This is a genomic window from Eudoraea sp. (assembly GCF_049669105.1).
Classification (GTDB): Bacteria; Bacteroidota; Bacteroidia; order Flavobacteriales; family Flavobacteriaceae; genus Eudoraea.
Window position 1 is genome coordinate 1 of the sequence record NZ_JBATKE010000146.1, and the last position, 19,206, is coordinate 19,206.

General features: G+C 38.4%; 11 protein-coding genes. 2 read left to right on the forward strand and 9 right to left on the reverse strand.

Features of this window, described 5'->3' with window-relative positions; genetic code table 11:
* The 8 genes from WBM60_RS12380 to WBM60_RS12415 all read right to left on the reverse strand — a co-directional run.
* Positions 1-2,177: arylsulfatase (locus tag WBM60_RS12380; protein ID WP_424283137.1), on the reverse strand; the 2,177-nt coding region annotated here is incomplete at its 3' end.
* 282 nt (positions 2,178-2,459) lie between these two features.
* Positions 2,460-2,654: a cold-shock protein gene (locus WBM60_RS12385; RefSeq protein ID WP_299163367.1), complete on the reverse strand. Its 195-nt coding sequence runs from the start codon at positions 2,652-2,654 to the stop codon at positions 2,460-2,462.
* Between the two features lie 58 nt (positions 2,655-2,712).
* Positions 2,713-3,687 carry a fatty acid desaturase family protein gene (locus tag WBM60_RS12390; protein ID WP_424258616.1) on the reverse strand — a complete coding sequence of 325 codons (975 nt, stop codon included), beginning with the start codon at positions 3,685-3,687 and terminating at the stop codon, positions 2,713-2,715.
* A 672-nt stretch (positions 3,688-4,359) separates the two neighbouring features.
* Positions 4,360-8,004, reverse strand: coding sequence for a M1 family aminopeptidase (locus WBM60_RS12395; RefSeq protein WP_424276616.1), 3,645 nt, complete (start codon positions 8,002-8,004; stop codon positions 4,360-4,362).
* 28 nt (positions 8,005-8,032) lie between these two features.
* On the reverse strand, positions 8,033-8,920 hold the full coding sequence (locus WBM60_RS12400; RefSeq protein WP_424276617.1) for an ABC transporter ATP-binding protein: 888 nt from the start codon (positions 8,918-8,920) through the stop codon (positions 8,033-8,035).
* A gap of 59 nt (positions 8,921-8,979) precedes the next feature.
* Complete coding sequence (locus tag WBM60_RS12405; RefSeq protein ID WP_424259887.1) at positions 8,980-10,677, reverse strand: adenylate/guanylate cyclase domain-containing protein; 1,698 nt, start codon at positions 10,675-10,677, stop codon at positions 8,980-8,982.
* A gap of 2 nt (positions 10,678-10,679) precedes the next feature.
* The gene (locus tag WBM60_RS12410; RefSeq protein ID WP_299163358.1) at positions 10,680-11,057 is read right to left on the reverse strand and encodes a response regulator transcription factor; all 378 of its coding nucleotides are present in this window, start codon (positions 11,055-11,057) and stop codon (positions 10,680-10,682) included.
* 27 nt (positions 11,058-11,084) lie between these two features.
* Entirely contained in the window at positions 11,085-15,464 is a 4,380-nt protein-coding gene (locus WBM60_RS12415; RefSeq protein WP_424259888.1) for a response regulator, read from the reverse strand.
* A gap of 363 nt (positions 15,465-15,827) precedes the next feature.
* On the opposite strand from WBM60_RS12415, the gene WBM60_RS12420 reads away from it, so the two are divergent.
* Entirely contained in the window at positions 15,828-16,346 is a 519-nt protein-coding gene (locus WBM60_RS12420) for a hypothetical protein (RefSeq protein WP_424259889.1), read from the forward strand.
* A 3-nt stretch (positions 16,347-16,349) separates the two neighbouring features.
* Positions 16,350-17,885 carry a flavin-containing monooxygenase gene (locus WBM60_RS12425; RefSeq protein ID WP_424259890.1) on the forward strand — a complete coding sequence of 512 codons (1,536 nt, stop codon included), beginning with the start codon at positions 16,350-16,352 and terminating at the stop codon, positions 17,883-17,885.
* Positions 17,886-17,995: 110 nt separating this feature from the next.
* Here WBM60_RS12425 and WBM60_RS12430 read toward each other — a convergent pair.
* Positions 17,996-19,206: adenylate/guanylate cyclase domain-containing protein (locus tag WBM60_RS12430; protein WP_424283138.1), on the reverse strand; the 1,211-nt coding region annotated here is incomplete at its 5' end.

The following is a 19,206-nucleotide window of genomic DNA, read 5'->3' on the forward strand; positions in this document are numbered from 1 at the left end:
TTTATGTAGAGTGTGGCAGTACCTCCCTGGCCTGGTTTGTCTCCACCATCATAGGCAAAATCCATTTTCACAGTAGATTTTCCTTTGGGCAATTTAGCAGAGGCCGTCACTTTATATTGATCTATACCGACATAATTGTACATATAGGTCAGCGTACCATTATTTACATAAAAACTCCAGCCTCCAAAGCGTCCGGCCTGAGAAATTATAACTCCGTTCGTGGTTTTGTCACCAGACTCTATATCGGCAACTATCTCAAAAGAGCTGTTCTTGGTATTGATAAAGTCATTCTCCAACATCCCCGTCATCCCTTCGTATAGGGTCAGGCTTGTGCGCCCGAACATAAGGTCTGGACGCCCTGCTAATTTTGGATTAAAAAGTTCCTGCCTTCTGTCGTCCATAGGCAGTACCTTATATTTTTCGGCTTCACCTATAAACATTTTTTGCATCAGCGCAACGATATCAGGACGTTCATTGGCCAGGTTGGTAGACATGCTAAAATCTTCTTTCACATGATAGAGTTCCCAGGTATCCTCAGGAAATCTGTTTTCTACCGTACCCCAGGGTTTTATATGAACAGTACCTGCAAACCAACCGTCAAAATAAATACCACGGTTACCGAACATTTCAAAATATTGAATCTGGTGACGGCTGGGGGACAGGGGTTCATCAAAAGTATAAACCATACTTCCCCCTTCAATAGGCCGTTGTGGTGTGCCATTAACAATACGCGGTTCGGGTAAATTTGCTGCTTCCAGAATGGTTGGTACCACATCTATGACATGATGCCATTGAGTTCTAATTTCTCCTTTCGCCCTAATACCATCTGGCCAGTGTATGACCATAGCGTTACGGGTACCACCATAATTGGAAGCAACCTGCTTAGTCCAGGTAAATGGCGAGTCAAAACAGACTGCCCAACCGGCTGCCATGTGCGGATAAGTAGTCGGGCCACCCCAATCATCATAGTGTTCCATCATAAAGTCGATGTCCGAACCTTTGGCAACACCATTGAAGTATGTCATTTCATTATACAATCCACCCATTCCACCTTCAGCACTTGTGCCGTTATCCCCGGCTATGTAAAAGATTAATGTATTATCTAACTCGCCCATATCTTCGATTGCCTGGATTACACGCCCTGTTTCGTGATCTGTCATATCGAGGAATCCTGCAAATACTTCCGCCTGACGCGCAAATAATTTTTTCTCTTTGTCTGATAGATCTTTCCAATCCTTAATATCTGCTGGTTTAGGAGCCAGTTTGGTGTCTGACGGAATTACCCCCAGTTTTTTCTGATTTTCAAAAATTTGTTCCCGAATAACATCCCATCCGGCATCAAACTTACCCTTGTATTTGTCAATATACGATTGAGGTACATGATGAGGTGCGTGTACTGCCCCCGGGGCAAAATAGACAAAGAAAGGCTTATCCGGCGTTAATGCCTGCTGGAATCGCATCCATTCAATAGATTTTGTAGCCATGTCGTTCATAAAATGGTAGTCAGGATCACTGGAAGGTTCAACCTGATTTTGATTATGGAATAAACCTGGTGACCACTGGTTGGTCTCCCCACCCATAAAGCCATAAAACTCATCAAATCCCTGACCATTAGGCCAACGTGTCATTGGTCCGGATGGGCTGATCTCCCACACCGCTGTTTCATGCCATTTGCCGAATGCTGCTGTACTGTATCCATTGTGGTTGAGTACGGTTCCAATCCCTGCCACATCATCAGGCAGCATGCCAGTAGCACCCGGGAAGGATGTGGCCACCTCTGAGATCTTGGCCTGGTTAGCCGAATGGTGATTACGGCCTGTTTTTAAAGCTTGTCTTGTAGGTGAACACAAAGCCGTGGTATGAAATTGGTTGTAGAGCAATCCCTGGCTTGCAAGCTTATCGAAATGGGGTGTCTGTAAAACACTTCCTGTGGCACTGGTACCGCCAAAACCGATATCGTCTAAAAGGATGATCACCACATTTGGGGCATCTTTTGGCGCTTTTACTTCAAAAACCGGAGGTGCTTCGGCATCCCTTGCATCTAAAGTTTTAATTGGAGGATACCAGGGCCCCTTTATGGGTAATTCCGTTCTGTCTACTTCCTGCGCTAAAATACCACTGGTTAGGCTGCTAACCACCAGAATTATTAGCATTTTAACAAAATACTTCTTGTCCATAAATCTTTTTTAAGTTGTTATTTAATTTTAAGAAATTAGCTAAGAAGGTACATAAATTATCGATAAACATGGCCTTAAATATATATATATATATTAGGACCATAAGGAAATCCACTGGTGTAATCCTAATTTATGTTGGCTACAGTGAGATATCCCACTGAAATCTGAAGCGCCTACCACCCGGAATTTCAGAGGCTTCATTTTTTATATTCAAATAACTTTAGGGAAATAAAAAAAGCCATCATTACTGATGGCTTTGAACTTAGTTTTGGTATTCAGGACTTAGTCAATAACTTCCACATTTACAGCGTTCATTCCTTTTTGTCCTTTTTCCAAATTAAACTTTACGTTGTCGTTCTCGTTAATTTCATCAATAAGACCACTTTGGTGTACAAATATGTCTTCTTCAGAATTAACTGGTTTTATAAAACCAAATCCTTTGGCTCTATTAAAAAATTTTACTGTTCCTTCGTTCATTACTTTGATATTTATTATTAATTATTTTATTTATTTATTTCTTGTTTTTATGTTTTGGTCAATTCTTTACGGCTATTACCTTTAAAGACGATACTTTGCCTAGTTCTTTTAGCATTTTAATATGATCCCAAATGGCTGACCCCAAAGTCCTTTTGGTATGATAAGGAATACCGTGTTCCTTTGCCGTTTGTTCTACTATAGCTGATATTTTTTTATAATGGATATGACAAATATTTGGCAATAAGTGATGCTCTATTTGGTAGTTTAATCCTCCTATTAACCAGGATAAAAACCAACCTTTAGGGGAAAAATTACTTGTTGTAGCCAGTTGATGTGCATGCCAGTCTCCTTCCAGCATTCCGTCTCCGTCAGGTAATGGAAAATCTACATTAGGCATGATATGTGCCACCTGAAATACAATACTGATCAACAAACCAGTGACAACATGCATACTAAGAAAGGCCAGAATAATTATCCATGGCGCAAGAGGGACTATTAAAAGCGGTAAGATTAATGCGTACGTATAATAGATTAATTTCCATCCTATTAGTTTTGACAGTTCCGTTTTAAATTCATTTTTTTTAGTAAAAAAGCCCTTCTTTCTATATCGATTTATTCTGACAAAATCTTTGGAGGTGATCCACGAAATAGTTGACAAACCATAAAAAAACCAAACATATAAATGTTGAAATTGATGCAGCCAGTATTTTTTTGCATGGGGCGAAAACCTTAGAACAGCAGGCGGATTTATATCATCATCTGTTTGATCTATATTGGTATAGGTATGATGTAAAACATTGTGCTGTATCCTCCAAACTGTGGAGTTTGCGCCAATAAGGTTCATGGTGTACCCAAGGTATCTATTCACATATTTATTCGTAGAATAAGAACCGTGAATAGCATCGTGCATAATACCCATACCAATTCCTGCCATTCCCAATCCGCTTATAATATACAGGATAAATAGTATTCCGGCACTGCTTATAAAACCACTGTTGATTATTATCATTGGTAAAAGAAATAACGATAACATTAATATGGTTTTTAAAACCATGCTTTTATTGGCATGTTTACTAATATTATTTGTTTTAAAATATGTATTGACTCTTTCTCTTAATGTCTTAGAAAAGTCGGAGGCTGTTCTTTTAGAAAATTTTGGATTTTTAATACCAGACTATTTTAGTTTTATAGCTTTTTACCGGCTTTTGAGATTAACGAACGTATTTATTCCTTGTTCATTAAAAACGGTGGTTCGGTAAATAATTTGAAAATTTTTGGAGAAACTAATTGAAGTAGATAAAGAAAATCACTTTTCACTTAAAAGCACATCTAAACCAGAATCTCTTTTTCCTATTATTGGCGTATAAAATGTTTTTTGCACTATTGCTATTAAAAAACTGAAGAGAGCGGAAGTAAATTAAAGATCCGGGTAGATCGAAATAAAGGGAGGCTTTCTGACCTTTTAACCTTGTAAAGGTACCCCTTATATAACCTGTTCTTCCAAATATTGTGTTAAAGTGCTAAAAATGAGTATTTTATTATTAGACGTAATAAAATATTTATCACTTTCTATTCTTAAATTCACTATTTATTTTTAACTAAATACCACAGCAAAAGCCGGTTTTATAAAGTCTTTTGATTATAGGGGGTTAAGACAAAATTTAACTTAACCACCGCTTGTTTATCAAAAAATTGTCATGACCATTTATTCAAGTTTTTCTTCCACAGCTATTAAATTATCATCGGGAATACGATCAATCATTTTATTATAAGGATCTATTCCAGCCTTTAGGGGTAATTTTTCAACCGTATAGGTAAAGGAATTCTCGCCTGGCATTACCCATCTTTTTTCTAACACTAGTGGTGATTTAACAGTCATCCCCAAAGCATTTTTAGCATCCTCAGTAAAAATACCGATTTCTAGTAGATTTGCTGATTCTGGCGAATCAAGTAATTTTCCATTCCCGTCAAAATGGCTTTTGCTACTTTGTACATCAATAGTTACCTCATATTTTCCATTATCTAATTCTTTATAAGTGGCATTGGAGGTTTTATTGGAATACAGTGTTATTTTCTCAAAACTATCTTCCAGATAATACTTTAAAGAATCCGGAGTGGCAGTATTTATAAAGTGATACCATTCCTTTGTAGTTGTAAATGGCGCTTTAGGACGAAAAGCCGCTGAGTCTGCGTAACTTCTAAAAGCTTTATTTAAATTCTTTTCCCCAACAAGATCCTGTAAAGCATACAGAATAAGCCCACCTTTGCGATACCAAACATAGGCCTGGTTGTCATTATCGAGGAGTGTTTTTTCAAATTTACTTTCATTAGCCCTGCTTCTTAAGTAACGGTCAAGTTCTTCCTTGAGGAATTCCTGCATGGCATCTACGCCATATTCTTTTTTCATCACCATCAGGGAAGAATATTCTGCCATAGACTCTGAAATCTGATTGGAACCTCTGGTAGCCGAAGGGGTAATTTGGTGTCCCCACCATTGATGCGCCACTTCATGTGCAGTAACAGTATACACGTAATCCAAATCTTCCGGATCACTAAAATCGCCTACCCAGCCAAAACTCTCGGCAAATGGCACGGTATTAGGAAAGGATTGCGCAAAAGTGGAGTATCGTGGAAATTCCAGAATCCGCATTTGACGATACTGGTAGGGGCCATAATTTTCAGAAAAATAATCTAATGAATGACGTACCCCTTTTACAAAACGATCCATATTATAGGTATGTGTTGGATGATGGAAAATTTCAATATTCACTTTTTCCCCATTTTTACCAGTCCACACTTCCCTATGTACGTCATATCTCGCAGAGGAAATATTATAAAAGAAATCCAGGTCGCCTTCCATCTTATAAGTGAAATACCTGCGCCCATTCTCTTCCCACTCCTTTTGTAAATAGCCAGGCATAATAGCTATCTGATCCGGGGCAGTGCTAACTGTTCCCTCAAAAGTTACATAATCTGCATCATCGTTAAACAACAGATTCTGCAAACCCCATTCGTCGTCCTGTGGAGGCAATTGATAGTCCTTTATTGGAAGTTCATATTTTTTTCGGTCCTGATCACTGGTTAATTCTCCCTGTGAGGAATACCCGAATGAGGGGAAAAAGTTATTGTTTAGGAAAGTACCGTTGTATACAATATCTGATCCACTACCTTCATTGGGAAAACCCTCAAAAGAACCGGTTACTTTTAACTCCAAAACCACAGTATCATTAGGCTGCATACTTTTGCCCAGGGAATAGATCTCATAACCAAAAGCTTCGTATTTTTTCCCAAGAACAGGTGTTTTTCCGCCTATTTTGAACTCTTCGATTTTTTTATGAAAGATTCCAGGTCCCCCCCAGTTAAGGTGAAGCGAATCAATAGTTTCGTTTGATTTGTTTACCATTTTATAGACAGTCGTAATAGTAGCATGGCGCTTTTCCGGTACCAGATCTGCATTTACCTTTACATCGATAACCTTGGGCTGTGTTTTCTGGTAATATTGACTTAACTCTTTCTCATAATCAGCAGAGCCTATGGTCCCTGCCTTTTCTGTTCTGTAATGATTCAAAGTTTTTGTATTGTAGTTTATAAATACCCCGGATCCCAGCCAAATAACCACCAGCAGTAACATGGAAGAAAGGGTTCCTGCGTTTAACCTCCCCCGGGCGATTTGAAGACGTGCTTTTCTTCCCGAATCCGTGCCGCGTTTCCAAAACAGAAAACCTATATAGGTAAGGACCCCACCAAATGCCAGCCAATATAATCTAAACCAAAAAAGAGCAGTTCCAAAATGCCCAAACCCGTTCATGTCCGAAACCGTATAGCCCGGCGCATAACTATATAAATATAGATTGTTGTCCACGTCCAGGAAACTATTTAAACCAAAAAGTAAAGCCCAAATGGCAATAGCCACCACATGACCAATAAATTTTTTGGTCACCAAAGAATGTACACAGAAAGCAAGCATCACAAAAATGATATACTTTGGAAATTCAATCAGGTACAGATCAGTAAAATACTTGCCGAACTCAAAGTTAAAATATCCTTTTATAAGTTGATTAAAAACACCGCTGACTAAGATAAGGTTAACAAGCAGAAAACTCACAAATGTCAGTGCCAGAAATTTAGCCCCATAAACTATTCCATTTGGAATAGGTAGTGACCCGAAAATCTGATCGTAATTCACACTGCGTTCCCTATGAAGGACTTCACCGGTCATAAAGACAATGAGGACGAAAATCAGAATGATATATGTAAAATCCTTGACTTCCAGCATATAATAGGTGAGCGGGAGCGAGGGAGTCCCGTAAATAGGGAAACCAAACCAGGCATCGAAAAACAGGAAAAGAACAGCAGCCACTAATATTGCAATAAAGAAATTATCCCTGATAATATTTTTAAATTCCATTTTAGCCAGGCTAAAAAGAAGCTTGAAATTCAGAGCTCTGGAATATACTTTACTAACCTCGGGAATGTTTGTATGAGTTGCGGAAACCACAGTAGCTTCTTCTTCCGTTTTTATCTTTTTAGTACCGTAATTCCGACTTAGAAAACGTTGAAAATCAAACCTGAACAATGTATAAAGAAGGGCTAAAAGCCCCAGACCCACCCAAAGGATGCGATTCCATACAAGCATGCCCTTAAAAGGCACCATTTGGGTATTTTGCTCTTCAGGAGTCCAGTATTCTATAATATTATTGTAGGTCCCAAACCCAAATGGATCTATGAGACTTACCAAAGTTTTATTGTCTATATCCTGGGTTAGTGTTAAAGTTATGAGGTAGGTGATAAAGAGGATTGCCCCACCGGCGTATGCCAGCATTACCCTCTTTGTTAGGCTTACCAATGAAAAGAAGATACAGCCGGCAAAGAAAAAATTACTCCAGTATAGTATTATGGTAGGCTGTAAATAGTGCAAAAAATTAAAGGATGTAAATCTTTCTGGCTCTTCATAGCCCGCGTACGGACCAATAATAAATCCTATAATCAGTCCCAGATGGAGTCCAAGGCTAATAAGAAACAATGTAGAAAGGGAGCCAAAAAAGCGACCTAAAATATAGCCCTTTTCAGTTATTGGATATGTGAAGTAATAGTTTTCTGTTTTGTGCTCAATATCCCTGTAAACGGGCACTCCCATAATAGCACTGGCTATCATAATTCCAAAAATGCTAACTGTACTGAGCATAGTGGCTATGGCTACCGGAGAATTCACAAAAACTTTTTCTGAGGCCGGTCCGTTTCCACCAATGGCAATGATAAGCCCGAAAATAAACAGGATCCCGAAATAGGCCCAGGTGGCAGGTCTTTTTAACCTGTATTTTATCTCGAATAGAAATATTTCTTTAAACATAATGGATAGTTTTTAGGTGAGGGAGTGCTTAATCTGTGATGAGCGCCATTCTGGATGTGATCTCAGCGAAATAAACATCTTCCAAATTGGCCTTGCTGGGCTCAAAAGTGGAATCTGGTTTATTATCACTTAAGACATGAATGATAGTCTGTCCAGCTTTTAAATAAGTTGAAATGACTTGCATTTCGGATTGATACTCTTCCAGATCTCCTTTTTCTATCCCCTTTTTCCATATTTTACCCTTTATTCCTTCGGTCAATTCGGAGGGATTGCCTTTAGCCACTACTTCCCCTAAGCATATAATAGCCATATTGTTGCACAGATTGGAAACATCGTCAACAATATGCGTAGACAGTATAACTATTGTATTCTCACCAATCTCACTTAATAAATTATGAAACCTTATGCGCTCTGCAGGATCTAATCCGGCAGTGGGTTCATCAACAATAATTAAGCTGGGATCTCCAATTAACGCCTGTGCAATGCCAAAGCGTTGTTTCATTCCTCCGGAATAGGTGCCCAGGCTTTTATTTCGAACATGCCATAAATTAGTCTTATTTAATAAAGATTCTACAAGGTCTTTGCGCTCCGATTTGTTAGACACCCCTTTTAGTGAGGCTATATGATTGAGCATGTTATAAGAGCTTATTTTCGGATAAACCCCAAATTCCTGGGGCAGGTACCCAAGGATTTCCCTCACTTTGGCTTTATCCTTCAGAACATCAATATCACCCAGAGTTGCAGAACCTGAATCTGCCTGTTGCAGGGTGGCCAGGGTTCTCATAAGCGAAGATTTTCCGGCTCCATTGGGGCCCAAAAGCCCAAACATTCCCTGGGGAATGGTAAGGTTCACATCTTTTAAAGCCTGAACACCGTTAGAATATGTTTTGTTTAAATTTTTGATCTGTAATTCCATAGTTGTATTTGGTATGGTGGTTTATTAGTATTTTTTTTAAGGTCTAAATGAAGTTGAGATTATTTGTAGGAAATAGAAGCTATTCCTCTCCAGTCCTCATCAATTTCCTGGGTTATCATATGCGCCGATCTGTTTAGAAATAATTTAGCTGCACTATCAGTGTTTTCTTTTTTTACAATTTGTTGGAACGTTACCGCTGCCATGGCAAACTCCCGGTTAAAATAGAGTTTCATACCTTTCTCAAAAGTATTCAGGGTTTGCAATTTGTGCTTTAACAGTGCTGCATTGTCACCGTTTATACATTCATAAATATCTATAGGTTTTTGTTTCCCTTTCACCTGAACAGGGCCCAAATATCTAAAATCAAATTCTTCCGGATTAGTCAGGTTTTTTTTGCAAATATCAGTTAGTAAAATGGATGATCCGTAGTGTTTGGAAAGCCCTTCAATCCTTGAAGCAGTATTCACGGTATCGGATATTATTGCAGCATCTAATCGTTCTATATCTCCTGTGATACCCATAATCAAATTACCGTTTTGCATCCCAATCCCAAGTTTAACGGCAAAACTATTTTTGGTACCTCTTTCTTTATTATAAAGCCGGAGAGAAGCCTGCATTTCTACAGAAGCCCTTATTGCGGTTTGGGAGCCATCAGGAAACAACGCCATAAACCCATCACCCAGATATTGCATTATAAATCCACCATTTTCCCGAACAATGGGCCCCATCCTTTTATTAAATGAATTGATAAAAAGGAAATTATCCTCAGGGGTCAAAAATTCCGATATGGTAGTAAAATCTCTGATATCTGCAAAGAGTACGGTTACTTCTTTTTCCACAAGGTCACCTAATGACACCTCTGTCAGCTTATCCTTCCCTAAAAATTTAATAAATTCATGCGGCACGAATTTTTGGCTTACTTCATGAATAGACCTGATAGCTTCTTCTCGTTCCTTTGCTTCCTGCAGACCTTTTTGATACAGATAGGCAGTCTCCAGAGCTCCTGCTGATTGCAATGAAATGGTGGTGAGCAATTTCAGCTCGGCTGCTGTGAACTCCTTTTGTTCATTATGACCCAGAATAACCATGCCCAAAGTGCGATGTTTAACTTTTAACGGGGAATACATAATGGTTCTAAGGTGATTTAATGCAGGGTTGTTTTCAATTTTTTCTGAAGGTACAATAGCAGAAGTGCCCCGGCTTATTAGTTCTTTGAGCAAGAAATTTAATTTGCCAATATTTTCTTCCCTGTTCGGATTCTGACCAAAGGAGGCGAGCTCAACAACTTTATTTTTCTCAGGCTCGTAAATTAAGAAGAGGCCGTGTGTAGAATTGATGATTTGCGAGGCCTCACCAAGTGCCATTTCTGCAATTGATTTGGCATCTATTTTTTCTGAGATCCGCTCACTAAAATCATAGATCATATTAATCTCTCTGTACAAACCTAAAACCTCATTTCCTATTTTTTTCTTTTCGATCTCTTTTTCAACAAAAACCATTATCATATTGGCCAGTAAGTTTCCATCCTCACCTGAAGCTAACAGAGTTCCATAGGTAATTTTGTCAAGAATTAGCCGAAATGATTGAAAGCTATCTAATGGCGATCCAAGCAATAGTGTATCATCAAAGCCCATCACTGCAAATTTCAATCTCAATTTGTCCGCGATAGCAGTAATTACCTGCTCTGAACTATGGCTCTTTTTTAAGATATTTTTGAGGGCTTTTAAATAGTATTTGGAATCTGTATGCTTTGTCATACTTACAGCTTCAGAATTTCTTCTGCAATGGACAACATCTCATCCGGATCAAAAGGTTTGGTCATATAACGGTCTGCTCCCATGTCCAGCCCTTTTTGACGATCTACTTCCTGACCTTTTGCGGTTAAGAGTATGATATATACATGTGATAATTTAAGTTCTTTTTTTACTTTTTGACAGACTTCCATCCCGTTCATCTTAGGCATCATAACATCAAGAAATACGAGGTTAGGTTCCTCTTTCTGTATTAAGTTTAATGCTTCCTCGCCATTCTCTGCAAACAATAATTCAACACCTTCATCTTCCAGATCCTCAAGGGTTTGCTCGATTAGCATTCTGATGTGAGCTTCGTCATCTACAATAAGTAACTTTTGTCCCATATATTTTCCTTCCTTATTAATTAATAGTTATTCATAGATAAAGAACATAACGTTCTCCATCCCTTTTTGAAGTTTTAACTCCTTTAATTTTTTTTGATCCCCATTGTAAACTGAGTTGAGCATAATAATATCCGGTTTCGATTTTGTGGCTGTTTCTAAAAAGTCTTTGGAATTAGATTCCACCACTTTATAGCCTCTCGCATTCAATACATCGGAGAGCGTCTTTACTGCAGAGGCATCCTCATCAACGACCAATACTTTCTTTTTAGATACTCCTTGTTCCAGGAGTTCTTCCACTTCATGAAACAAATGTTCCGTATTTATTGGTTTGGTAAGATACCTGTCTACGCCTATTCTAAACCCTCGCTCCTTATCCTGTACAATCGACAATATAATTATAGGGATATCCATAGTAGCAGGATCGTTCTTTAATACCGCTGCTACATCAAACCCATTTATTTCAGGCATCATAACATCAAGAATAATCAAATCGGGTTTAGACATTCTTACCATATCCAAAGCTGCCTTGCCGTTGGCAGCCTCTTTTACTTCGTATCCCGCTTCCGTAAGCTCCTGTCTTAAGAGAGATCTGATAGGGGTATCATCATCAACCACTAGTATAGTTTGTGCCTTTTTTAAGGTATTTAGTGAGGAGTGCTTAATTTGCTTTTTTAAGCTTTTAAGGATTCGATCTAATTGAATAGGTGGCTTGTCTGTTCCTTCTCCCATAATCGGTATCGTAAAGAAAAAAGTGCTGCCTACCCCTGCAGTGCTTTTCATCCAGATAATACCCCCATGGTGCTCAATAATTTCCCTGCAGATTGGAAGGCCTAAACCGGTTCCTTTTGGTTTATCTGTTAGGGTATCCCCGGCCTGTCTGAAGCGCTCAAAGATCTTATGTCTGTCTTCTTCAGCAATGCCTATACCTGTGTCCTGAACTTCAACGAGTATTTGCCCGTTATCTAATGAGGCTTCAAGCACCACAGATCCTTTATCTGTAAATTTTACTGCATTAGATAAAAGGTTTATTACAACCTGAATAAGCTTGTCCTCATCGGCACTTACTACCGGTAGATCTTCCGAAACCTTTTTCTTCAGGCTTAGCCCCTTTTCTTCAAATAAAGACGAGGTGCTCGCAATGGCTCTGCTAATAACATCCTGAAGGAAAATAGGTTTCTTGTTCCATTCCATTCTGCCCGATTCAATTTTAGCAAGATCCAGCACATCATTTATTAAATTAGTAAGCCGTTCCCCTTCAGACACCACCACATTCAGGTTTTCGCTAACCTGTTTCATGGTTCGCTTTATTTTTTGATCATCAACGGTTACAGCAGGAAATATCTTTTCTTCCAACCTTTTCCTGATAATTTTGGCAAAACCTAATACAGATGTCAACGGGGTACGTAATTCGTGACTTACCGTTGATAGGAAAGCACTTTTTGCTTCATTGGCATCCTCGGCTTTTGCTTTTGCCTCTTTGGCTTCTTCATAAAGTTCTGCATTGTGCAGGGCCACTCCCACATTGATTGCAATAGTATTGAGTAAATTTTTATCTTCCTGATTAAACCTGCTGGCCTGTTGCGTACTTTGAACGCTTAGCACCCCAATAACTTTGTCTTCAACAGGAATGGGAACTCCCAAATATGAAATTGCCCGTTTACCTGTCTGGGAAATCCCATACTTATCGTATTGAGCCACAATATCGGTATCTTTATTAATTAACAAAGCTTCTCCGTTTTGTATAATTTTAGAAGTGAACCCTTCACCAAAAGTCATTGGTTCCATATCATCACCATCCTGATATGGAAAATTAATAATCCCCTTTTCCTCATCTAATATGGCCAGATAGGTAATATCCGATTTAAATAAGTCCTTCATCTCACTACCTACAAGTTGTATCAATTCACTAAGCTCTAATTTTTCGGTAAGCGCTTTACTCACATGGTTAATAGTAGCCAATTCATCCAGGCGCTGTTGCACTTCTTTGGTACGTTCTTCCACTTTTTCTTCCAGATCTTTTTGCTGTTTTACCAAGAGGTTGGTTCGGGTTTTTACAATGGCGTAAACCAGTATCAAGAAACCTAAGACATAGAGTGCATAGGCCCACCACGTTTCATACCATGGAGTACTAATACTAAAGGTGATGGCTTTTTCTTCGGAGACATCCCCATAAACATTTTGAGCTTTTACCCTAAAACTATAATTACCAGGAGGAAGATTGATATACTCTCTGGAAGCTTGTTTGGTCCATTCAGACCAAGCTTTATCTAATCCGATTAGTTGGGTGCTATATTGCATTTCACTTTGCCCAATAAAGAGGGGGGCAGCATACCCAATATTTACACTATTCTTTTCAAAAGGTATTTTAAAATCTTCTGGAAAATCCATGTTGCCAGCATATATAAGAGAATCTCCTGCAATGGAAAATTTTCTTAATTCTACATTGAAGTTAGGAACATAGGGTTTAGAAAGATTTCCTTCATATCTTATGATGCCATCTGGACCTGTGAACCATGCCAACTGGGAATCCTCTTCCTTAGAATTCTCAACATAAATAGTCCATATTCGATTGTTTTTAAGTTCCTTAAAAGTATCTTTATTAATTATAAAATCTCCATTGGAATCTTTTGAGGCCACCATGAGTCCAGATCCCACATCAAACCAAAGACTACCTTTATCATCCTTAAAAAAATTAGTGCCTGGTCTATCAAAATCTACCTGGCTACTAAAAAAGAATTTTTTTTCTTCAAAACGGTTTTCACTTTCGCTATAAGCAAAAGACTGCTTCGTTTCTGTTGCCCAAAAGACTATTTCTTCATCGGCTTCTACAAAAAATATTCTGGAACTAGGTAACCCATCACTCTTATCTAAATAATCAAATTTTGAATCTGAGAAACTCAGCTTATTATTAACTATTTTCGGATAAATCCTTATCACCTGGCTGTCTAAACTAGACTCTACCCATAAACTTCCATCGGAAGCTTCAAGCATATTAGCGCTGCTTCGAATGGGTTCATTAGTATATGATTCTTCGATGAATTGCTTTTTACCTTCATCAAAATAAAAACTTATTATTCCTTGCTGATGTGAAACATAAAAACGTTTTGGATCCATGTTTGACTGATAAATAAGACCTGCTCTAAAATCATAATTGATATTTTCACGAACATATTTAAAAGAAGATCCGGTTATTTCAACAAGTCCCATCCCATTAGTCCCGACATAAAGTCTATTATTATATTCCAAAAAATTGGTTCCTTGTCCAAAGGTCCCAGGAATACTTTTAATAACTTTTTCAGCCTTATCTAAATAGGCAATGCCATCATTATTACTTAAATATAAGACATCTTTAAATCTATAAACATCATTAACCACGTTTGTAGTTAGTCCCATATCAGAGTCCAATAAGGTAAAACTGGAATTTAGGTTTGTAGTAGAAATTCCATTTAAGAGCATCATCCAAAGAACACCTCTTGAATCAACATAAATATAGTCCACACTCCCATCTTGCAAGCCATTATCTGTAGTATACTTCTGTATTAATTTTCCATCATGATCAATTAAATAGGCTCCATCGCTAAAAGTATTTAAGACAAAACGGCCATCATCTAAAGCTACTCCTGGCAGGTATAACTTATCTTTAACGTAGGCATCTATTTCTGTCTTAAATGGTTTAAATTCTTTACCATCATATAGGTAAAACCCTTGGGTTCTTGTACCAATAAGTAATTGATCTTCATCATAAGGTAAAATGGCATAAATACGCTCACTAGTAAATGCTTCTCCTCCTGGCACCAGTTCAAAAGTGTCATCATCCTTTAAAATACAGAGACCCACCCCCCAAATACGTAAGTAATAGGTGTCATTAATAATATTACCTACATGATAACCATCCTTAGAGGGAATCACTTTCATGCTTTCACCATCCCAGGCATATAATTTAAATTCCGTTCTAAAAATGATTCGCCCCTTATGGTAATCTATCTCCCATACATCTTTAAAAGACCTATGCTCTTCTGGAATTTCATTTAGTAAAGTCTTATATTGAAATTCCCCTTTGGCATCTGCTTCCAAATATCCTATTTCCCCAATACCTCCCACATGAATGATTCCTTGCTTATCTTTTTTCAATGATCGTACACCTCCAACCCTTGGTAGCTTAATTACTTTCCAATTTACCCCGTCGTATTGCAAAATTCCTGCACCATTTGCGAAGTACATAATTCCTTGGTCATCTTCTAAAGCCCACCAATTAGCAGGTCCAGCTCCATAATCCTGGTATTTGTAATTTGTAATAATTGGTTTTCCCAATTGTTTCTGCGCCAAAAGAGGTGAAATGGCGATTAAAAAGAAACTAAAAAAAAGGATTAATGCTTTTAGGCGAGGGTTATAAATAGTTTTTGGCATAGTTGGTTGGAAAATGGTAATGGTTGGGTTTTTCAAAGTTATAATGATGGAATTTACAAAAATTATTGATATGGTTTAGCCTTCTTTATAATATGCATAGAAGTTTATCGGTATTTAAAGAAGATTCGCACATATATAGGAGATTTCCCCTTTTTTGAATTATGATTAAAGAACCAAAAACAGTATCGGTTTCTAGGATTATATGGTACAATTTTTTGGTGACTAAAAAGAATTTATAAATAAGATACATTACTAAATTTTGAGTATTTTAGGCGACAAAAACTTTCAGTACAGGAGTAATTGGCACTGTCATTTTTTAAAAAATAAACCAAGAGTATAATTAAGATTATTACTATAGATTATATGGATACCAATACCCTGCATACCACCACACTTGAGAAATTATATGGCCCCGTTGAGTGTGAAATTATTCGCCAGGATGATAAAATAAGGATTGTTCATCTTAAGGATAAAAAGGGTGTTTCAAGAACGGTAGGCGTGGTTAAGTTTTATAACACAGATCACCATCCTATTAAATCAGTCCATAAAACTATCCAGGCAGGAGGATTACTGGGGAAGACCCTGCAACAATCCAAAATTGACTATAAAAAGGAAATCATTGGCGCGGTTCCTGTGAGATTGCCGGATTGGATAAAAAATGACTTCATAACCGATGAAGAACACAGTATGGCATTAATCTCTAAGATTAAGGTACGCGATTCTTCCGGCAAACCACTTCTTTATACCGTAATAATTGAAGTCTTACCTCCGAATCTTAGTTCCGGGCATGTTCAGGATATCATACGAAAGCAGGATATTGATCATGATATTTTACCTTTATTTGAATTGACCGATTTAATAATTGAAAATATAATACTATAAAAAATGTATAACTGTGTGGTCATTGGGGCAGGACCAGGAGGAATAGTTGCCGTTAAAGAACTGCTTGAAAAAGGGATAAAGAATGTTTTGTGTTTGGAACAGTCTGATACCCTGGGAGGTGTTTTCTCCAAAGGGTATGACAATCTTATCCTGACATCTTCTGTTACTTTTAGCATGTTTTCCGATTTCTGGGTTGGCGAAGGTATGGATCATCACTTTTGGAGCAAGGATGAAGCCGTTTCCTATTGGAATTCCTATGCCAGTCATTTTGGGGTGCAAGAGCATATACGCTACAGCAGCAAGGTAGCGAAAGTGGTTTCAATAGAGGAAGACCGCTGGGAGATTCTACTCGCATCCGGAGAATTAATAGAAACCAAGCGTCTTATTTTGGCAATAGGAAATAATAATGTTCCTAAATATCCGGAATGGCAGAAGGAACTTACCAAAGTTTCTTATTCACATTCAAGAGATTATAAAAATGCCGGCGATTTTAAGGATAAACGCGTACTTGTAGTGGGTGGTGGCGAGTCCGGATCCGATGTAGCCTTCGAAATTTCACAAGTGGCCAAAGAATGTTGGGTGAGCCTTCGTGAATCCACAGGTTGGGTAGTTCCAAGGAAGCGTGGCGGCCATGCGGCAGATGTTTCAACACATCGTGGAATTTGGGATTTACCGCGTGAATATGGTAAGCTATTAAGTCCTTTTGTACTTAAACTTGAAAGGGGTAGAAAAGATCCTGTCTTTGATGCCTTGGCAGATCTCAATGAAAAAGTTTCTGCCAAACGCGGCATTTGGGGAATTTTTGGAACCAAAACACTTGCTTTACCCAAAGCAATTGCAAATCATGGTTGTAAAGTAGTTGGAGATATTACCAAAGTCGAAGAAGGGGGTGCCAAACTCACATCTGCAGATGGAATTTGCATAGAGAATATAGATACGATTGTCTTTTGTACCGGATATCTAAACAAGGTAGACTTTATGCCCGAAGCCCTTAAGTCCTGTGATCCTCGTAAGATGTACAAACATATGTTTCATCCTGAATATGGAAATCGCATTGCCTGGATAGGATGGGCGAGGCCCGGCTTTGGAAGTCAGTTTCCTATAATGGAGATGCAATCCAGATATTGTGCGTTAATTTTTAATGGGGATATGAAATTGCCGGATCCTGTGGAAATGGATAAAGTAGCCCAGGAAGATTTAGCGGTATATCGCGAACAATTTGAGCAAAACGCGGAGCGCATCCGGAGTTTAGTAGATTATCACGGGTATATGAATGGCATGGCTGAAATTATTGGCTGCAGCCCTCCTTTGTACAAATACTTTTTTCTGCGCCCCAGGCTTTGGCTTCACTTAATGTATGGTCCTACACAGGCCACTCAATTCAGATTGCGCGGCCCCGGGCAGAAAGTTAAGCTATCCCATGAAATAATAAGTAAGCTTCCTATTAGTACTTATAATCATATTGTAAAAGCCGGGTTGAGGGGCAGGTTACGATATGGACTGCGAAGTTTAACACCCGGTTTTCTTCAAAGTAATTAAAAATTTCGAGGCATTTCATTAACGGCCTGCAGGCCAAAGTTTAAAATACAAGGAATACCATAATAGGGGTGATTGCAGTGGTTTGCAAATATTTATATTATGATGAAATATCAAATATTTATTATATTCTCCTTCTTCACTTTAATGGAGGGTTCATCTTTTTTCTCATTTACAAAATACATATCCATCATCCCTTTGTTCTTAACATGTATTTGCCCCCTGTGCTCGCAGGTATAGCGATCCTTAATAAGCAGATAGGTACTTTGAGAAACATTTACCCTTCCCGGTTCCGATAAGGATTCCATACGGGCCGCTACGTTCACCGTATCGCCCCAGATGTCGTAGGCAAATTTTTTGGTACCTACCACCCCGGCAACTATTCCTCCGGTATTGATTCCAATACGGACATCGAAGGGAACAATGTCCTTAGGTGGTTTGAGTTTCGTTTCTTCCATCACCTGAGCAACTTCAAAAGCGGCCTGTACCATTTTATAAGGATGGTCTTCGGTAGGAAAAGGCAACCCCCCGGCACACATATAGGCGTCGCCTATGGTCTTAATTTTTTCAAGACCATATTTTTCCATGATGGTATCGAACTTTGAAAAATAATAATCTACGGTTTTAACCAGTAATTCCGGGGATAGGTTTTGCGAATAACTGGTAAAGCTCTTAAAATCGGTAAACATGACGGTAACCGATTCAAATTTTTTGGCTTTTACCTTTCCGAACTGTTTTAGTTCCAAAGCGGTTTCATCGGGTAGGATATTTAATAACAGGTTTTCCGATCGGTTTTTTTCCTCTTCGATGATCTTATTGGTTTTCTTCACGTAACGGTATCTTTTGTAAGACCCCACAGCAAGTACAAAGACTAAAAGCAGTCCCAAAACAGTGCCGTAGATGACATACTTCTGCCGTTTGGCCTGTAAGTCAGCAATTTGAGCTTCCCGTTCCAACATCCCTATTTCATCTTCTTTCTTTTCAAGGTCAAAATCGAATTGCAACCCTCGTATTTTATCATCGGTTTCTATATTGAATATTTCGTCTTTAATCGTCAAATATTTGTTCTGGTAGGCATAGGCATTTTTATAATCCCCAGTCGCTTGATAAGACAATGCCATCCCTTCATAAATGTCCCTAAGTTCTTCATTAGTATCCAGTTCAATTGCCAAAGTTTCCGCATCCTGGTAGGCCTTAAGCGCTTTTTTTACATCTGTTTTCCGATAGGTATTGCCCAATGCCAAAAGGGTTTGTACCTGATCGAGAGCAAGATCGGATTCTGTGGCCCTATCATAGGCCAGATTAAAATAGTCTATGGCTTTTT